At 72.1% G+C, this 15730-nt stretch carries 13 protein-coding genes; 2 read left to right on the top strand and 11 right to left on the bottom strand.

What is annotated here, in order from left to right; translation table 11 throughout:
• Nucleotides 1-3: 3 nt before the first annotated feature.
• Entirely contained in the window at nt 4-396 is a 393-nt protein-coding gene (locus tag NYE39_RS09015; protein WP_072625673.1) for a hypothetical protein, read from the bottom strand.
• Nucleotides 389-1114 carry an AIM24 family protein gene (locus NYE39_RS09010; protein WP_072625672.1) on the bottom strand — a complete coding sequence of 242 codons (726 nt, stop codon included), beginning with the start codon at nt 1112-1114 and terminating at the stop codon, nt 389-391. Before NYE39_RS09010 ends, NYE39_RS09015 begins: the two co-directional genes overlap by 8 nt.
• A gap of 134 nt (nt 1115-1248) precedes the next feature.
• On the opposite strand from NYE39_RS09010, the gene NYE39_RS09005 reads away from it, so the two are divergent.
• Nucleotides 1249-1878 carry a hypothetical protein gene (locus tag NYE39_RS09005; RefSeq protein ID WP_072625671.1) on the top strand — a complete coding sequence of 210 codons (630 nt, stop codon included), beginning with the start codon at nt 1249-1251 and terminating at the stop codon, nt 1876-1878.
• A 7-nt stretch (nt 1879-1885) separates the two neighbouring features.
• Here the strand turns inward: NYE39_RS09005 and NYE39_RS09000 are convergent, their stop codons facing one another.
• The 9 genes from NYE39_RS09000 to NYE39_RS08960 all read right to left on the bottom strand — a co-directional run bounded on the left by NYE39_RS09000 (nt 1886) and on the right by NYE39_RS08960 (nt 13773).
• The gene (locus tag NYE39_RS09000) at nt 1886-2734 is read right to left on the bottom strand and encodes a M56 family metallopeptidase (RefSeq protein ID WP_072625670.1); all 849 of its coding nucleotides are present in this window, start codon (nt 2732-2734) and stop codon (nt 1886-1888) included.
• Complete coding sequence (locus NYE39_RS08995; RefSeq protein ID WP_072625669.1) at nt 2731-3159, bottom strand: BlaI/MecI/CopY family transcriptional regulator; 429 nt, start codon at nt 3157-3159, stop codon at nt 2731-2733. Before NYE39_RS08995 ends, NYE39_RS09000 begins: the two co-directional genes overlap by 4 nt.
• Nucleotides 3134-4804, bottom strand: coding sequence for a thiol reductant ABC exporter subunit CydC (gene cydC, locus NYE39_RS08990; RefSeq protein WP_341012453.1), 1671 nt, complete (start codon nt 4802-4804; stop codon nt 3134-3136). Before cydC ends, NYE39_RS08995 begins: the two co-directional genes overlap by 26 nt.
• Nucleotides 4801-6465, bottom strand: a complete 1665-nt coding sequence (gene cydD, locus NYE39_RS08985) for a thiol reductant ABC exporter subunit CydD (protein ID WP_341012452.1) — start codon at nt 6463-6465, stop codon at nt 4801-4803. Before cydD ends, cydC begins: the two co-directional genes overlap by 4 nt.
• Nucleotide 6466: 1 nt before the next feature.
• Nucleotides 6467-7609, bottom strand: coding sequence for a cytochrome d ubiquinol oxidase subunit II (gene cydB / locus NYE39_RS08980; protein ID WP_341012451.1), 1143 nt, complete (start codon nt 7607-7609; stop codon nt 6467-6469).
• A 14-nt stretch (nt 7610-7623) separates the two neighbouring features.
• Complete coding sequence (locus tag NYE39_RS08975) at nt 7624-9063, bottom strand: cytochrome ubiquinol oxidase subunit I (RefSeq protein ID WP_072625665.1); 1440 nt, start codon at nt 9061-9063, stop codon at nt 7624-7626.
• Nucleotides 9064-9396: 333 nt separating this feature from the next.
• Entirely contained in the window at nt 9397-10977 is a 1581-nt protein-coding gene (locus NYE39_RS08970; protein ID WP_341012450.1) for an alkaline phosphatase D family protein, read from the bottom strand.
• A 264-nt stretch (nt 10978-11241) separates the two neighbouring features.
• The gene (locus NYE39_RS08965; RefSeq protein WP_341012449.1) at nt 11242-12513 is read right to left on the bottom strand and encodes an MFS transporter; all 1272 of its coding nucleotides are present in this window, start codon (nt 12511-12513) and stop codon (nt 11242-11244) included.
• Nucleotides 12514-12543: 30 nt separating this feature from the next.
• Nucleotides 12544-13773 (bottom strand): GAF domain-containing protein, encoded by a 1230-nt coding sequence (locus NYE39_RS08960; protein WP_341012448.1) that lies wholly within the window; start codon nt 13771-13773, stop codon nt 12544-12546.
• Between the two features lie 126 nt (nt 13774-13899).
• Here NYE39_RS08960 and NYE39_RS08955 point away from each other — a divergent pair, with 126 nt between their 5' ends.
• On the top strand, nt 13900-15714 hold the full coding sequence (locus tag NYE39_RS08955) for a flavin-containing monooxygenase (RefSeq protein ID WP_341013393.1): 1815 nt from the start codon (nt 13900-13902) through the stop codon (nt 15712-15714).
• Nucleotides 15715-15730: the final 16 nt, after the last annotated feature.

Genomic DNA, 15730 nt, shown 5'->3' with positions numbered 1-15730 from the left:
CCGTCACCTCGCGTCGCGGAAGACCTCGTCGGGATAGGTCGCCGTCATGTCCGCGTCGTTGTGCAGGGTCACCTCGCCGTCGCCGAACTCCACCTCCACCTCGCCGGACAGGGGCCAGGGGTGCGGCTCGAAGCGCACGCCCCCGGTGTCGCCGTAGTAGAACTCCACGAGGTGCTCGTCTGGCGCGACAAGGTTGCGGTTGTCGCGCTCGCGGACGCACCGCTCACGCACGGTGACCGTCGGGTCGTCGGTGAGCTCCTCGCACCACTCCCGCGTCTGCCCGCCGACGAGCACCGACTCGGCGACGCCGACGGCGCCGACCGTGAGCAGCAGGCCGGCGGCGCCGGCGGCGAGTCCGCCGAGCGCTGCGGGCCAGCGCCGCACCCGGTCAGCCACCGAGCAGGTCGCTCAGCCCGCCGCTGCTGCCGCCGGAGCCCTGGTGGCCGCCGTCGGTCACCGACTCCGCGGGCTGGACGAGGACGTAGCCCTGCCCGCCGAAGGCCATCTGGAAGGTCTCGCCGGTCCCTCCGCGGACCATCGACCTCAGGCCTCCGGTGTCGACCTTGATGTCCATCCGGACGCCGCCGGTCCACATCACGACGGCCTGCGCGTCGCCGAAGGTCGGGGCGCTCGCGACGTCGAGGGCGACGGGCTCTCCCTTCGTCGTGAGGGCCACGTAGCCGCTGCCGCGGAGGGTGACGTTGTAGAGGCCGCCGGTCATCGCGGCACCGCGTGCCTGGATGCGGTGGATGTCCCAGTCGATCGAGGCGCTGAAGGCGAGGATGTTGTTGCCGTTGACCGAGATCATGTCGTTTTCCAGGTAGATCACCTGGATGTCCTGCGCCTCGTTGGCGACGAAGAGCTCGCCCTGGCCCGAGCACGTCATCATCCGCACGCCCTCGCCCGTCGCGGCCTGCTTGAGGAACTTGCCGACGCCGCCCGAGCCCTTGTTCTCGAAGCGTCTGTCGCCCTGGTAGGCGACCATCGAGCCCGTCCGGGCCATGACCGGGCCGTGGCCCATCTGGACCTTGAGCAGCTTCTTGTTCTGCAGCGAGAACTGGTCGGTCGAGGACTCCTCGCGGAAGTCCTGGAAGAGGGAACCGTGGATCGGCATGGTCTGCGAGCCCTTCGGGTGGGGCGCCCCCTGCGGCGCCGTCTGGACGCAACTGTAGAGCCATCCGCCTGAGCCCTCTAGGGTGTTGACCCCCTGCTGGCCTTGTTGCCACCCCCCCGAGGCAAGGACGATCGATGAGCTTCTTCGAGCGAGCACGCGCTGGCTATGACAACCTCGCCGGGCGCACCGACGATGCCTTCGATCGTGCGACGGCGAGCAAGGACCTCGGCGAGATCGACAAGCACTACCGCGACCTCGGCGTCCTGGCCTATCTCGCGGCGACCGGGCGCCCGGCAGACCAGGCGACCCAGCAGCGCCTGCTGGGCGCGCTGACCGCCCTCGAGCAGCGCGGCGCGATCCGCGACTTCACCCTCCACACGACCGGTGGTTCCCCCGCCGGAGCACCCCAGTCCCCACAGCGCGAAGGGGGGTCCGACGGCATCCCGACGCCTCCGCCGGAGCGGGCCGGCCGGCACGGCGACTTCCTCAGCCAGCCGCGCGACCAGGCCTTCCCGGCCTCGACGATGCCTCCACCGGCCCCGCCCGCCGCTGCGGGTGCGGGCTCGGGTGGTGCCGGCGTGGCCGGCGGCGGGGCTCCGGGGCAGCCGGAGCGGACCTGGCCGGCGAGCGACCCGGACGAGACGACCGGCCCGCGGCCGGTGCCGCCCCCGCCGCCGCCGTCAACCGGCGGCACCTGGGGGCCGCCGCAGCAGGACAACCAGGGCCCGACCCGGTGGCAGCCGGTCCGTCGCGGAGAGGAGTGAGCCCCGCTCAGAGGGCCACCGTGACCGCGAGCAGCGGCGGGGTGACGAAGGCCGCCACGCAGATGCCGTAGAGCACGAGGGTCTGCCACGGGGCCGGGTCGTCGGCGACGAGCAGGCGGATCCGTGCCGCGGCCGCGCCGGCGCCGACCGATGCCCCGGGGGTGAGGTCCTCACCCGTGGCCTCGGCGAGTGCCACGAGGGCTCGCCCGAGCGCGACCTCGCCGACCTCGTCGCGTGCCGCGCGGTCGGCGAGCACCTCGACGAGCAGCGCGACCTCACGCAGGGCGGCGTCGGTGCGCAGCAGGCGCGGCGTGGCGGTGTGCAGCACGGTGAAGAACTCGAGCACGAGGTCGTGCCGCTCCCGCAGGTGGGCCTCCTCGTGGGCGACCACGGCGACGAGCTGCTCGTCGGGCAGGGCCGCCAGCGCAGCCTCGGTGATGACCAGGCGCGACCCCGCACCCGGGACGCAGTAGGCCGAGAGCTCCTGGGAGGGCAGCACGCGGGTGTGGTCGCCCTCGTGCCGCCCCACAAGGTCGACGAGCCGACGGTGCTCGTCGCGGGAGGCACGGATCCGGGTGCCGACGTTGTGCCCGTTGACGAGGAGCCGCACGAGCACGCCGACGGAGGCGATGGCGGCGACGACGAGGATCGCGACCTCGACGGGCGCCGGCCAGGGTTGCGGGTGGACGAGGGCGAGCGGGGCGGCCGTGAGCAGGCAGAGGACGGCCGACAGGGAGAGCGACTGCCACACCAGGAGCGCCGCCCGGGGGCTCGTGCGCAGCCGCTCGACGCGCACGAGCAGGCGCGGGGCGGCGAGGAGTGCCGCTGCGCAGAGCAGCAGCAGGGCGGCGATCACCCTCGTGAGTGTGCCGCACCCCGACCGCGTCGCCGTGCAGGGCGATCGCCCTGGGCCTCGACCGCGGCCATTGCCTCGCGGACCGCGGCCAGGTCGTCGGGGCTCGCCTCCGCGAGGAAGTGCAGGATCGCCGCCTGTCGCTCGGCGCCGCTCAGGTCGTGCAGCGGGCTGCGCATGGCCTCGGCGGTGAGGGACTCCCGGCTGGTGGCCGGGCGGTAGCGCCAGGCGCGGCCGTCCCGCTCACGGGCGGTCACCCCCTTCGCCTCGAGGCGGGAGAGGACCGTCATGACGGTCGTGTAGGCGAGGTCGCGACCGGTGAGGCCGTCGAGGACCTCGCGGACGGTGAGGCCGAGGTCGGCGTCGGCGGACCACAGGACGTCCATGATCGCCTGCTCGAGGTCACCGAGGGACGCGTTCTTGGCCATGGTGGGCTCCTTCCCTGGTGATGGTGACGGTGCGGTCGAGACGATCGAGGCCGACGCCATGGTGGGTCACCATGATCACCGACCGCCCGCCGGCGTGCTGCAGCAGGTCGGCGATGACTGCGTCGGCGGTCGGGTGGTCGAGGTGGGCGACGGGCTCGTCGAGGAGGATCACCGGTCGCTGGCTGGCGATGGCGCGGGCGATGGACAGGCGGGCGCGCTCGCCTCCGGAGATGCCACGACCGTCGGCGCCGAGTCGCGTGTCGAGGCCCTCGGGGAGGGCGTGGAGCCACGTGCCGAGCCCCGCCCGACGAAGGGAGTCGACGAGCGCCTCGTCGTCCGCCTCCGGAGCGGCCAGGACGAGGTTGGCGCGCAGTGTGCCGGCGAAGACGTGGGGCTCGTCGTCGACGACGGCGATGTGGGAGCGGATCTCGGCGAGGTCGGTCGTCGTGACGTCGCGGTCGTCGACGGTGTAGGTGCCGGCGGTGGGGTCGAGGTGGCGGGCGAGGACCGCAAGCAGGGTGGACTTGCCGGCGCCGTTGGGGCCGGTGACGGCGAGGTGCTCACCGGGCTCGACGACGAGGTCGACCGGCCCCAGGTCGGTGCGGCCGGGGACCCACCCGGCGGTGAGCCCGCGCAGCTCGAGCCGCGGGGCGGGAGTCTGCATTGCCGTAGGGCAATGCAGACTCCGGGGCGACGAAGGCGGGGCGCCCGCGGCCCGGTCGGTCACGGCCGGGCTCTGGTCGAGCAGCTCGTCGAGTCGCGCGGCGCAGGCACGTGCTCGCGCCAGGGCTCGGGTGGCGTCGGTGAGCACGCCGAGCGCTTCGCCGGTGGCGACCGGGGCGAGGACGAGCAGTGCCTGGACCGGGGTGCTGGCGCCCGAGGTCGTGGCGAGCCCCGCGGCGGCCAGCGTCGCGACGCCCGTGATGACGAGCACCGCTGCGGCGGAGAGGGATCGACCCCACGCCTGCCTGGCGACGCTGGCACGCAGCTCGCCGTGCGCCTCGTGCAACCAGCCGGCTGCCGTCTCGGTGCCACCGACCGCTCTCAGCTCGTCGGCGTGCGTGGTGATGAGCTCGGCGATGCGGGAGACCTCGGCGCGGGCGTCGAGCACGCGGGTCTGCGCCCGCGACTCGAGCCGGTCGGCGAGCCACGCGACGCCGGCGACGGCGAGGAGCATCGCCGCGAGGACCAGGCCGACGCGAGGGTCGACGAGTGCCGTGAGGGCCGCGGCGAGGACGCCGGCGACGAGCGCTGCCAGGGCCGGCACGGTGACCCGCACCGAGGCCTCGACCACGTCGGTGAGGTCGTCGACGACCCCGGTGAGCACCTCGGTGCGGCCCCGTCGCCCGAGCCGCGCGGGCGTCAGGGGGATGAGCGCCGCATAGGTCGCGGTGCGGGCCTCGGCGAGGTCGGCGAGCGCGGTGTCGTGGCTGCGCAGTCGCTCCCAGTAGCGGAATACCGGCCGGGCGAGACCAAAGGTGCGTACCGCGACGATCGCCGTGAGCAGCAGCATGATCTGGGGTCGCTGGTCAGCCCGGACGATGAGCCAGCCGGAGGTCGTCGTCAGGGCGATGCCCGACGCCGTCGCGACGCCGCCGAGCAGGCCGGCGACGACGAGCCCTCGACCCAGGTGCAGGAGCTTCATCGGGCCACCTCCGGCTGGCGCAGGGCGAGGTGCGCGTCGGCGCGGGCGACGAGGTCGCTCTGGTGGGTCACCGCGATCACGGTGCGGGTGCGGGCGAGGCGCCCGACGACCTCGCCGATCGTCGCGGCCGAGTCGGCGTCGACGTGGGCGGTGACCTCGTCGAGGAGCACGACGGTGGCGGGGGAGAGGAGGGCCCGTGCCAGGACCAGCCGGGCACGCTGACCGGCCGACAGGCCGAAGCCGTCGTCGCCGATCCGGGTGTCGAGCCCGTCGGGCAAACCGGCGACGGTGCCGTCGAGGCCGACCTCGCGCAGCGCCTCCCACAGGTCGTGGGACTCCTGCGGACCGCCGATGGTGAGGTTGTCGCGGAGGGTCCCGGCGCCGAGGAAGGGGCGCTGGGTCACGAGGTGGACGGGCGGAGCGCTGACCCGGCCGCTGTCCGGTCGGCGGATGCCGGCGACGAGCTCGAGCAGCGTCGTCTTGCCGCACCCGGACGGTCCGGTGACGACCGTGAGGCCGGGGCCGGCGACGAGCTCGACGCCGGTGAGGGTCGCCCCCTTCGCCCCGGGGTGGGTGTAGTCGACCCCGGTGACGGTGACGACGTCCTCGGCCCCGCCCCCTTCACTCCGCATTGCCCTACGGCAATGCGGATCCTCGCCCTCTTCATCGCGCATTGCCGTAGGGCAATGCGGACTGTCGAGCTCGGCGAGGATGTCGTCGAGGGCCGCGGCGCCGTCGGCGGCGGAGTGGAACTCGGTCCCGACCCGTCGGATCGGCCAGTAGGCCTCCGGCGCGAGGAGGATCGCGGTGAGCCCGACGAGCAGGTCCATCGAGCCGTGGGTCAGGCGCAGCCCGACGGCGACGGCGACGATGGCGACCGAGATCGTCGCGAGCAGCTCCAGCGCTGCGGCCGACATGAAGGCCAGCCGCAGCGTGCGCATCGTCGCCCGCCGGTGCCGCTGGCTCACCTCGCCGATCGTGTCGACCTGCCGCTCTGCGCGGCCGTAGGCCACGAGCGTCGGCAGGCCGCGCATGACGTCGAGGAAGTGCCCCGACAGGTCCGTCAGCGCGCCCCACCTGCGCTCGGTGTCCTCCTGCGTCGTCGCGCCGATGAGCGCCGCGAAGAGCGGGAGCAGCCACACCGTGCCGACGACGATCGCCGCGCTGGGCCAGTCGACGATGACGAGGCAGGCGATGGCGAGCGCCGGCACGACCGCGGCGGAGACGAGGGCGGGCAGGTACTTCGCGACATAGGGTTCGACGGCGCTCGTGCCCTGCGTCGCGAGAGTGAGTGCCCGCGAGCGGCCCCGGGCGAAGGGGGGCTCCCCGGCCTCGTCCGTGACGTCACGCTGGTCCGTCGGTCGCCGTGACCAGGCCGCGAGCAGCTGCTCGCGCAGCCCCGTCGCCACGGTGGCGCCGGCCCGCGCCGCCACCGTCTCGGAGAGCGCCCCGAGCACGGCACGGGCCGCGAAGAGCCCGCCGGTCCACAGCACGGGCCCGGTGAGGTCGGACCCACGCACCACCGCGACGACGAGCGAGGCGAGGGCGAAGGCCGTCGCGATCGTCGCGATGCCCTGCACGATGCCGATGCCGGCCAGCGCCGCCACCGGCCTGCGGGTGTCCGGGACCACCCGCAGGATGCGTGGGTCGAAGGGCCTCATGTCAGTGCGCCCCCGCGCCGGCCTGCTCGCGGACCGGCATGTGCTCGACGGACAACCGACGGCGGAAGACCCAGTAGGTCCACACCGTGTAGGCGAGCATGATCGGCGTGAAGACGACGGCGGCCCACGTCATGATCGTCAGGGTCATCGGCGAGCTGGCCGCCGCCTCGAGGGTCAGGTCGGGGCTGTCGCCACGACCGTTGATGGCATTGGGCGTCAGCATGAGGAAGTAGGCGACGACCGTCAGGCCGATCGTCACGGAGGTGCCGACGAAGGCCCAGCCCTCCCTCCCCTTCGTGTTGGCGGCGATGGCGGCGAGCAGCGCGACGGCGGCCAGGGCCATCGCGACCCACGCGGCGGTCGTGCCGCGCTGGGTGCCGAGCCAGACGAAGAGCGCGACGGCGAGCACCGCGGTGACCAGGCCGGCGCGGGTTGCGACCGACCGGGCCCGGGTGCGGATGTCGCCGGTGGTCTTCAGCGCGAGGAAGTGGGCGCCGTGCGTCAGGCAGGCGGCCGTGACGGTGAGGCCGCCGAGGATCGCGACCGGCGTGAGCAGGCTGAGCAGGTTGCCGTCGAACTCGGTGTAGGCCGTGCTGCCCATCATGTGCTCGGTCATCGGCAGGCCGGCGACGAGGTTGGTCAGGGCGACGCCGACGAGGAAGGGGGCGACGAAGGAGCCGGCGACGATCGCCAGGTCCCAGCGCCGCACCCACTCGCGGTCGTGCCGCTTGTGCCGGTACTCCAGCCCCATGTTGCGCAGGATGAGGGTGACGAGCAGGAGCAGCAGCGCGAGGTACATGCCCGAGAACATCGTCGCGTACCAGTGGGGGAAGGCGGCGAAGGTCGCGCCGCCCGCGGTGAGCAGCCACACCTCGTTGCCATCCCAGTGGGGGCCGATGGTCGTGAGCATCGTGCGCCGCCGCGTCTCGCTCTCACGCTGGTCCCCCCCACGTTGATCGAGGTCGCTCTCTCCACGTTGATCGAGGTGCGAGGCCGCCTGCGGCCGAGCCTCGAGATCGCCGGCGCCGGAACCCTTGTCGAGCACGGGCAGGAGCATCCCGACCCCGAAGTCAAAGCCCTCGGTGACGAGGTAACCGGTCCACAGGACCGCCAGCAGGACGAACCAGATGGTGATGAGATCCATGTCAGTGCTCCCGGTCAGTAGGCGAACTCGAGCGGCTGGTCGTCCTCGACGAGACGTGGCTGCTCGAAGGGCTCGGCGCCCTTGCGGATGTAGGCGAGGAGGAGCCGGACCTCGACGACGGCCAGGCCTCCGTAGAGCAGGGTGAAGACGATCATCGACGTCCACACGTCGGCGGCACCGACCGAAGGGGAGACGGCGGTGTGCGTGGCCATCTCACCGAAGACGACCCACGGCTGGCGCCCGACCTCGGTGAAGATCCAGCCGAAGCTGTGCCCGAGGACGGTGGCGATCGGGGTGAGCACGATGATCGGGAAGACCCACCGCTGCATCGGCACGCGGTCCTTGCGCGTGGCCCACAGCGCCCAGGCCCCGACGGCCATGGCGAAGAAGCCGGTGGCCATCATCAGGCGGAAGTTCCAGTAGCTCATGGCGATCGGCGGGATGTAGGTGTCGGCCTGCGTCAGCGCGTCGTCGCCGAAGCTCTCGCGGTACTCGGCCTCGAGGTCGGCGATGCCCCGGACCTCACCATCGAAGCTCCCGGTGCCCAGGAAGGAGAGCAGGCAGGGGATCTCGATGACGTGCTGGGGGTCCTCCCCGCCGAGGCCGGCGACGGTCAGCACGGAGAAGGGAGCGCACTCGCCCTCGGGCGGGGTGTCGTAGAGGGCCTCTGCCGCAGCCATCTTCATCGGCTGGACCTCGGTCATGACCTTGCCCTGGAGGTCGCCGCTGATCGCCACACCGAGGCCGCCGAGCAGGACGACGACGGCGCCGAGCCGGGCCGCGTGCCGGTACATCCTGCGGTCGGCGTCGGGTCCCCCCTGCGTCACGGTCCGGCGCAGCTTGTGCAGCCCCACGGCCATGACCAGGGCGCCGCCGACGAGGTAGCAGGCGGTGATGACGTGGGGGAAGGCGACGAGCTGGACCTCGTTGGTGAGGACCGCGACGAAGTCGGCCATCTCGGCCCGACCGGTCTCGGGGTTGATCCGGTAGCCGACGGGGTGCTGCATGAAGGAGTTGGCGGCGAGGATGAAGTACGCCGACAGGAGGGTGCCGACGTGCACGATCCACATGCAGGCCGCGTGCAGGCGCTCGGGGATGCGGCCCCAGCCGAAGATCCACAGGCCGAGGAAGGTCGACTCGAGGAAGAAGGCGAGCAGCGCCTCGAGGGCCAGCGGCGCGCCGAAGATGTCACCGACGAAGCGGCTGTAGCTGCTCCAGTTCATCCCGAACTGGAACTCCTGGACGATGCCGGTGACCAGGCCGAGGGCGAAGTTGATCGTGAAGAGCTTGCCGAGGAACTTCGCCATCCGCAGGTGGCCCTCGTCGCGCGTGCGGATCCACCGCGAGTGGTACCAGGCCACGATCGCGGAGAGCCCGATCGTGATCGGCACGAAGAAGAAGTGGTAGACGGTGGTGATCGCGAACTGCCACCGTGCGAGGTCGAGGACGTCCATCCAGGTTCCTTCTACTACGTCGATGAATACGACATGACGTAGTAGATGCTACTCCCTCGCTGGTCGAGGTGCGACGAAGGAGCCTCGAGACCTCCAGTCCGTTGGTCTGGGTCCCACGCTCCGCGTGGGCGGTGCGACGAAGGAGCCTCGAGACCTCCAGTCCGTTGGTCGAGGTGCGACGAAGGAGCCTCGAGACCCGGACGGACGAAGGGAGACCCCGCCGCCCGCCGAAGTCCCTGCGTCCGCGGGACGCTCACGTCGTCGCGACGAACTTCGGCTTGATGTGCGGCGAGGCCTCCCTTCGCCCGCTCCCCACGGCTCACCCCTTGCGACTCACCCCACGGGCTGCAGTCCCCGCTGCCCGTCGGCGACTTCGAAGCTCGCCTGGGTCGCCACGGCCCCGCCACGGGTGGTCACCCGGTCGACCGAGCGGAAGTCGGCCCGCAGACCGGCTGGGGTGACCGTCGTGCGCAGGTACCCGCGCAGGTCGCCGGAGAAGCGCAGGTGCGGGTTCCACTCCATGATCGGGTCCGACCACGCGGCATTGCCGTTGCCGCCGGAGGTGATCGACGACGCGACGAGCTCGGTGCCGACGACCGGTGCGTCGGGGTCGGCGTAGTCGGTCTTGACGTCGGCGGCCCAGTGCTTGTGGACGTCACCGGTGAGCACGACGGGGTTGCGCACGCCGGCGTCCATCCAGGCGCGGGTGACGCGGTCGCGCGAGCCGACGTAGCCGTCCCAGGCGTCATTGCTCGTGTGGAGCAGCTCCTGCTCGACCTTGCCGTCACGCTGCGTGAAGAAGACCTGCTGGCCGAGGAAGTCCCAGCGAGCACCGCTGCGGGAGAAGCCCTCTCGCAGCCACTGCTCCTGAGCGGTGCCGGTGATCGTGCGGCTCGGGTCGAGTGCCCCGGCGCAGTTGGTGTCCCAGCCGTCGTCGCACGCCTGGTCATCGCGGTACTGCCGGGTGTCGAGCATGTGGAAGCTCGCGAGCCGCCCCCACCCGAGGCGCCGGAAGATCTGCATGTCCGGGCCGCTGGGGATCGAGGAGCGACGCAGCGGCATGTTCTCGTAGTAGGCGCGGAAGGCATTGGCCCGCCGGGCGAGGAAACGCTCGGGGGTGTCGTTCCACTCCGGGGCCTTGACGTCCTGGGGGACGCCGGCGGCCCAGTTGTTGTCGACCTCGTGGTCGTCCCAGACGACGAGCCACGGGGCGATCGCGTGCGCGGTCTGCAGGTCGGGGTCGGTCTTGTACTGCGCGTGCCGCAGCCGGTACCCCTCGAGCGTCACGGTCTCGCTGCCTGCGTGGACCCGCGGTGCGGCCGGGTTGGTGGTGCCCTTGCCCTCGTACTGGTAGTCGCCCAGGTGCAGCACCAGGTCCGGCTCGTCGTCGGCGAGGTAGCGGTAGGCGGTGAAGAAGCCGGCCTCCCAGTTGGCGCAGCTGGCCGCGGACATCGCGAGCGTCGCCGGCATCTCGTCGCGTCGCGGGGCGGTGCGGGTGCGGCCGACGGGGCTGAGGTGGCCGTCGACGCGGAAGCGGTACCAGTACTCGCGGCCGGACCGCAGGCCCTCGACCTCGACGTGGACGCTGTGGGCGTCGGCGGCGCGGGCTCGTGCGGCGCCCCGGGCGACGGGGCGGTGCATCCGCGCGTTGTCGGCGACCTCCCACTGCACCGTGATGTCGCGGGCGGGCATGCCGCCCCGACCGTCGGCGGCGAGCGGCTCCACCGCGAGCCGGGTCCACAGGACGACCCCGCTGGGGGTGGGGTCGCCGGAGGCGATGCCCAGGGCGAAGGGGGAGGTCCGCACCGGCCCCGCAGCGGTGAGGAGCGGGGCCGCCGAGGCGGGGGAGATGGCGATCGTGGTGGCGCCGGCGGCGATGCCGCCGGCGAGGACGTGGCGTCGACTCAGGGTCATGACCTGCAGCCTGTCGACGCCGGGTGAACCCAGCAGCCCCCCTTCGTGAACCAGCCTGCCCTGCAACGTGGTCCACGCATGAAGGTCCGGTCAGGCAATGGTCAGGCTTGTCCCCGCGGTTGGTCGAGCGCCCTTCGCTGGTCGAGGTGCAAAGCCCGTCCGCTGGTCGAGGTGCGAGCTTCGAGACCCCGTCCGCTGGTCGAGGTGCGAGCTTCGAGACCCCGTCCGCTGGTCGAGGTGCGAGCTTGCGAGCCTCGAGACCCCTCAGGCCCGCGGCACCCGGTACTTCGCGAAGGCCGGCACGAGCGCCGAGGCGAGCAGCGTCAGGACGATGACGAGGAGGCCACCGACGATGGTCGTCGTGGCCGCGCCGATCTGCCCGGCGACGAGCCCGTGGAGCACGTCGGCGACGCGCGGACCGCCGGCGACGACGACGATGAAGACGCCCTGGAGCCGGCCGCGCATCGCATCGGTCGCCGAGCTCTGCAGCATCGTCGAGCGGAAGGCCGCGGAGGCGACGTCGGCCGCGCCACCCGCGGCGAAGAAGACGACCGCGACGGCGAGCCACAGCCCGGCCGACCCGTCGGCGAGGGCGACCGCGATGCCGAAGCCGGTGATCGCGCCACCCCACACGAGGATCGCGACCATGACGGCCAGGCCGTGCCGCTCCACCCGCGAGACCCACCCGGACATCACCCCGCCGAGGAAGGCGCCGGCGGGCATGGCGGCGAAGAGCACCGCGAAGGCCAGCCCACCGTCGACCGGTCCGCCGAAGTCGAGGTGCGCCATCTCGGGGATGAGCGCTCGCGGCATGCCGAAGACCATCGCGATGAGGTCGACGACGAAGGACATGAGCAGCACCGGGTGGCCGGCCAGGTAGACGAAGCCGTCGAGGACCGAGCGCAGCCCGGGGGAGGACCCGGCGATCGCCTCGACCGGCAGCGGCGGAAGGGAGATCACCGCCCAGAGGGTGGCGAAGAGGCAGATCGTGTCGATGAGGTAGATCCATGAGAAGCCGAGGATCGGGATCAGCGCCCCGCCGACGAGCGGTCCGGCGATCGCACCGCCGGTGAAGACGGTCATGCCGAGCGTGTTGGCGGCGGGGAGCAGCTCGGGCGGGAGGATGCGCGGGTAGACCGCCGAGCGGGTCGGTTGGTTGACCGCGAAGAAGGCCTGCTGCAGGGAGAAGATCGCGAGCAGCAGCCAGACGTTGGTGTTGCCGAGCGCGGCCTGCACGAAGAAGAGCGCCGAGGTGATGATCAGGCCCCACGTCGTCACGGTGAGGATCCGGCGCCGGTCGAAGTGGTCGGCCAGGGAGCCGCCGTAGAGCCCGAAGACGACGAGCGGCACCAGCCCGAAGATGCCGGTCAGCCCGACGTAGGCGCTCGAGCCGGTCATCGAGTAGATCTGCGCGGGGACGGTGACGACGGTCAGCTGGGCCCCGATGACGGTGACGATCTGGGCGGTGAAGAGCCGCCGGTACGCCGGCACCTGCAGGGGACGGGTGTCGGCCAGCAGGCCCCGGAGGCGACGCACCGCGTCACCTTACGCCCCGGCCTCACGAGATCAGGGCAGCCGCTCCCTCGCCCGGACGACCACGGGAGCGCTTGCTCCGGGTAGCAGTGCCGCACCGGTCGTGGGCAGCCTGACCTCGACGCTGACCGAGGGGGCGATCCGGTAGGGCCGCGTGAGCAGCAGACCACCAAGGATCCGCCGTAGCCGCGACAGCTCGGCCCGCACCGTGACGACCCGGGCGGGGTCGGCGAAGACCTCGTCCGCGAGCGCGGCGGCCCCCAGCCCGCCGTCGCCCGCACCGATGATGGCGAGCAGCAGCTCGGCGTGCCGAGGGGTGAGTCGACGGGTCCACGGTCCCGACTCGGCGACCACCTGGATGTGCGGCTCGCCGTCGAGGTCGAGGACGGCTCGCGTGCCGAGCGGGCTCTCTGTCGGTCCGCGCAGCAGCCAGCCGCCGGGCAACGGTTCGACGGTGACGTCGCCGATCCCGTGCAGGTGGACGACGCCGGGCTGGAGGTCGTCGGGAAGGGCGACCCGCCGCTGGGTCAGCAGGCCGGAGGTCGCGGCGACGTGCCCGGCGCGGTCGACGACGGCGGCGGGGCTGCTGACGCGGGTGAGGACGTGGCCCGACCCGGTGCGCAGCTCCTCGAGGGAGCGGCGGTGCCGCTCGAGCAGCTCCATCGAGGCGAGCCGGGAGGCCATGGCCGCGGTCGCGAGCACGCTCGGGTGCATCGCCGTGCGCGGACCGCTGATGTTGACGACCCCGACGACCTCGTCGGTCCACGGGTCGCGCAGCGGAGCGGCGGAGCACCCCCACCGGGCGTGTGACTCGACGAAGTGCTCCGAGCCCTGGATGTGCACCGGTTCGCCGAGGACGAGGGCGGTGCCGATGGCATTGGTCCCGACATTGCCCTCGGTCCACTCGGAGCCGGGGACGAAGCCGAGGTCGTCGGCGAAGCGGCGCACCCCGGGGCGGCCCATCCGCCACAGCACGTGCCCGTCGGCGTCGGTGACGACGACGAGGTGGCCGCCGTCGACGACCGACTGGAGGTAGGGGGTGAGCTCGGAGGTGATGCGGTCGAGCCCGTGGTGGGTGCGGCGGCGCTGCACCTCGGCCTCATCGAGGGGCGCGATGCGGGGCCGTCCGCCGGGGTCGACCCCCGCGGCGCTCACCCTTCGCCACGACGCGATGACGTCCGCGCGGCCGGGGGGATCGCCCTTCGAGCGCGCGCCGAGGTGGGCGTCGCGCTGCCGCGCACGCTCCCGCTCGCTCGGGTCCATGGCTCGCTCCTCACCCGACCGCGGGGGGAGCGGGAGGGATGCAACGTCATGCAACCCTGTCGCCCGGCGCCGCTGCCGGAGTTGTGTGGGTCACGGTACAACGCAAAGGAGCGGATCGTGACCCAGATGACCGAGCAGCAGACGACGACGGCGACCGAGCGGGCAACGGCCTGGTTCGGTGCCCTCGAGGCAGCCCTCACGGCGCAGGATGTGGCGGCGGCCGCAGATCTCTTCGCCACCGAGAGCTATTGGCGAGATCTCGTCGCCTTCTCGTGGAACCTCACCACCGTCGAGCACCGGGAGGGGGTGAGCGAGCTGCTCGAGAGCACGGCGCGTGCGACCGCGGCTCGCAGCTTCGCCCTCTCGGAGGAGGCGACCGAGGAGGACGGGGTGATCACCGCCTGGTTCACCTTCGAGACCGCGGTCGGCCGCGGCCGCGGGCTCGCCCGGCTCGTCACCGAGGACGGCGAGGACCGCGCCTGGACCTTCCTCACCACCCTCTACGAGCTCAAGGGCCACGAGGAGCCGCGCGGCGAGTACCGGCCGAAGGGGGCCGAGCACGGGGTCGACCCCCAGCGCCTCAGCTGGAAGGAGAAGCGCGAGGCCGAGGACGCGGCGATGGGCGTGAGCACCCAGCCCTACGTCCTCGTCGTCGGCGGCGGGCAGGGCGGCATCGCCCTCGGCGCCCGGCTGCGCCAGCTCGGGGTGCCCTCGCTCGTGCTCGACCGCAACGAGCGACCCGGTGACCAGTGGCGACAGCGCTACAAGTCCCTCTGCCTGCACGACCCGGTCTGGTACGACCACCTGCCGTACCTGAAGTTCCCCGACAACTGGCCGGTCTTCGCCCCGAAGGACAAGATCGGCGATTGGCTGGAGAGCTACACGAAGATCATGGAGGTGCCCTACTGGGGCTCCACGACGGTCAAGAGCGCCAGCTACGACGAGGCGAAGGGGGAGTGGACCGTCGAGATCGAGCGTGACGGCACGCCGATGACGCTCCACCCGACCCAGCTCGTCCTCGCGACCGGCATGTCGGGCAAGCCCAACGTGCCGACCGTGCCCGGTCAGGACATCTTCCGCGGCGAGCAGCACCACTCGTCCGGGCATCCCGGCCCGGACGCCTACGCCGGCAAGAAGGTCGTCGTCATCGGGTCAAACAACTCGGCCTTCGACATCTGCGGTGCGTTGTGGGAGCACGACGCCGACGTGACGATGGTGCAGCGCTCGTCGACCCACATCGTCAAGAGCGCCAGCCTCATGGAGATCGGTCTCGGCGACCTCTACTCCGAGCGGGCGCTCGCCGCCGGCATGACGACGGAGAAGGCCGATCTCGTCTTCGCCTCGTTGCCGTACCGGATCATGCACGAGTTCCAGATCCCGCTCTACGACAAGATGAAGGAGGTGGACGCCGACTTCTACGACCGTCTGGAGAAGGCCGGCTTCGACCTCGACTTCGGTGACGACGGCTCCGGGCTCTTCCTCAAGTACCTGCGTCGCGGCTCCGGCTACTACATCGACGTCGGCGCGGCCGAGCTCGTGGCCGACGGCAGCGTCAAGCTCGTCAAGGGTCAGCTCGACCACCTCACCGAGGACGCGGTCGTCCTCGCCGACGGCACCGAGTTGCCAGCCGACCTCGTCGTCTATGCCACGGGCTACGGCTCGATGAACGGCTGGGCTGCCGACCTCATCAGCCAAGAGGTGGCGGACAAGGTCGGCAAGGTGTGGGGCCTCGGCTCCGAGACGACCAAGGACCCCGGGCCGTGGGAGGGCGAGCAGCGCAACATGTGGAAGCCGACCCAGCAACCCGGCCTGTGGTTCCACGGCGGCAACCTGCACCAGTCGCGGCACTACTCGCTCTACCTGGCGCTCCAGCTCAAGGCGCGCTATGAGGGCCTCGACACCCCGGTACACGCCCTGGCGCCGGTGCACCACCTCGGGTGAGCCTCGCCGAGGCGGT

It is taken from the genome of Janibacter sp. FSL W8-0316 (assembly GCF_038004165.1).
GTDB classification, from domain to species: domain Bacteria; phylum Actinomycetota; class Actinomycetes; order Actinomycetales; family Dermatophilaceae; genus Janibacter; species Janibacter indicus.
Note: the sequence above shows the minus strand (reverse complement) of the source record. Positions and strands in the feature narration are given on the sequence as shown.

What these genes read in the sequence shown, in the direction of transcription:
- cydD (WP_341012452.1), bottom strand. Translation starts at nt 6,465, where the DNA reads ATGAGGCCCTTCGACCCACGCATCCTGCGGGTGGTCCCGGACACCCGC.
- NYE39_RS08955 (WP_341013393.1), top strand. Translation starts at nt 13,900, where the DNA reads ATGACCGAGCAGCAGACGACGACGGCGACCGAGCGGGCAACGGCCTGG.
- NYE39_RS08975 (WP_072625665.1), bottom strand. Translation starts at nt 9,063, where the DNA reads ATGGACGTCCTCGACCTCGCACGGTGGCAGTTCGCGATCACCACCGTC.
- cydC (WP_341012453.1), bottom strand. Translation starts at nt 4,804, where the DNA reads ATGAAGCTCCTGCACCTGGGTCGAGGGCTCGTCGTCGCCGGCCTGCTC.
- NYE39_RS09010 (WP_072625672.1), bottom strand. Translation starts at nt 1,114, where the DNA reads ATGCCGATCCACGGTTCCCTCTTCCAGGACTTCCGCGAGGAGTCCTCG.
- NYE39_RS08995 (WP_072625669.1), bottom strand. Translation starts at nt 3,159, where the DNA reads ATGGCCAAGAACGCGTCCCTCGGTGACCTCGAGCAGGCGATCATGGAC.
- NYE39_RS08960 (WP_341012448.1), bottom strand. Translation starts at nt 13,773, where the DNA reads ATGGACCCGAGCGAGCGGGAGCGTGCGCGGCAGCGCGACGCCCACCTC.
- NYE39_RS08970 (WP_341012450.1), bottom strand. Translation starts at nt 10,977, where the DNA reads ATGACCCTGAGTCGACGCCACGTCCTCGCCGGCGGCATCGCCGCCGGC.
- cydB (WP_341012451.1), bottom strand. Translation starts at nt 7,609, where the DNA reads ATGGATCTCATCACCATCTGGTTCGTCCTGCTGGCGGTCCTGTGGACC.
- NYE39_RS09005 (WP_072625671.1), top strand. Translation starts at nt 1,249, where the DNA reads ATGAGCTTCTTCGAGCGAGCACGCGCTGGCTATGACAACCTCGCCGGG.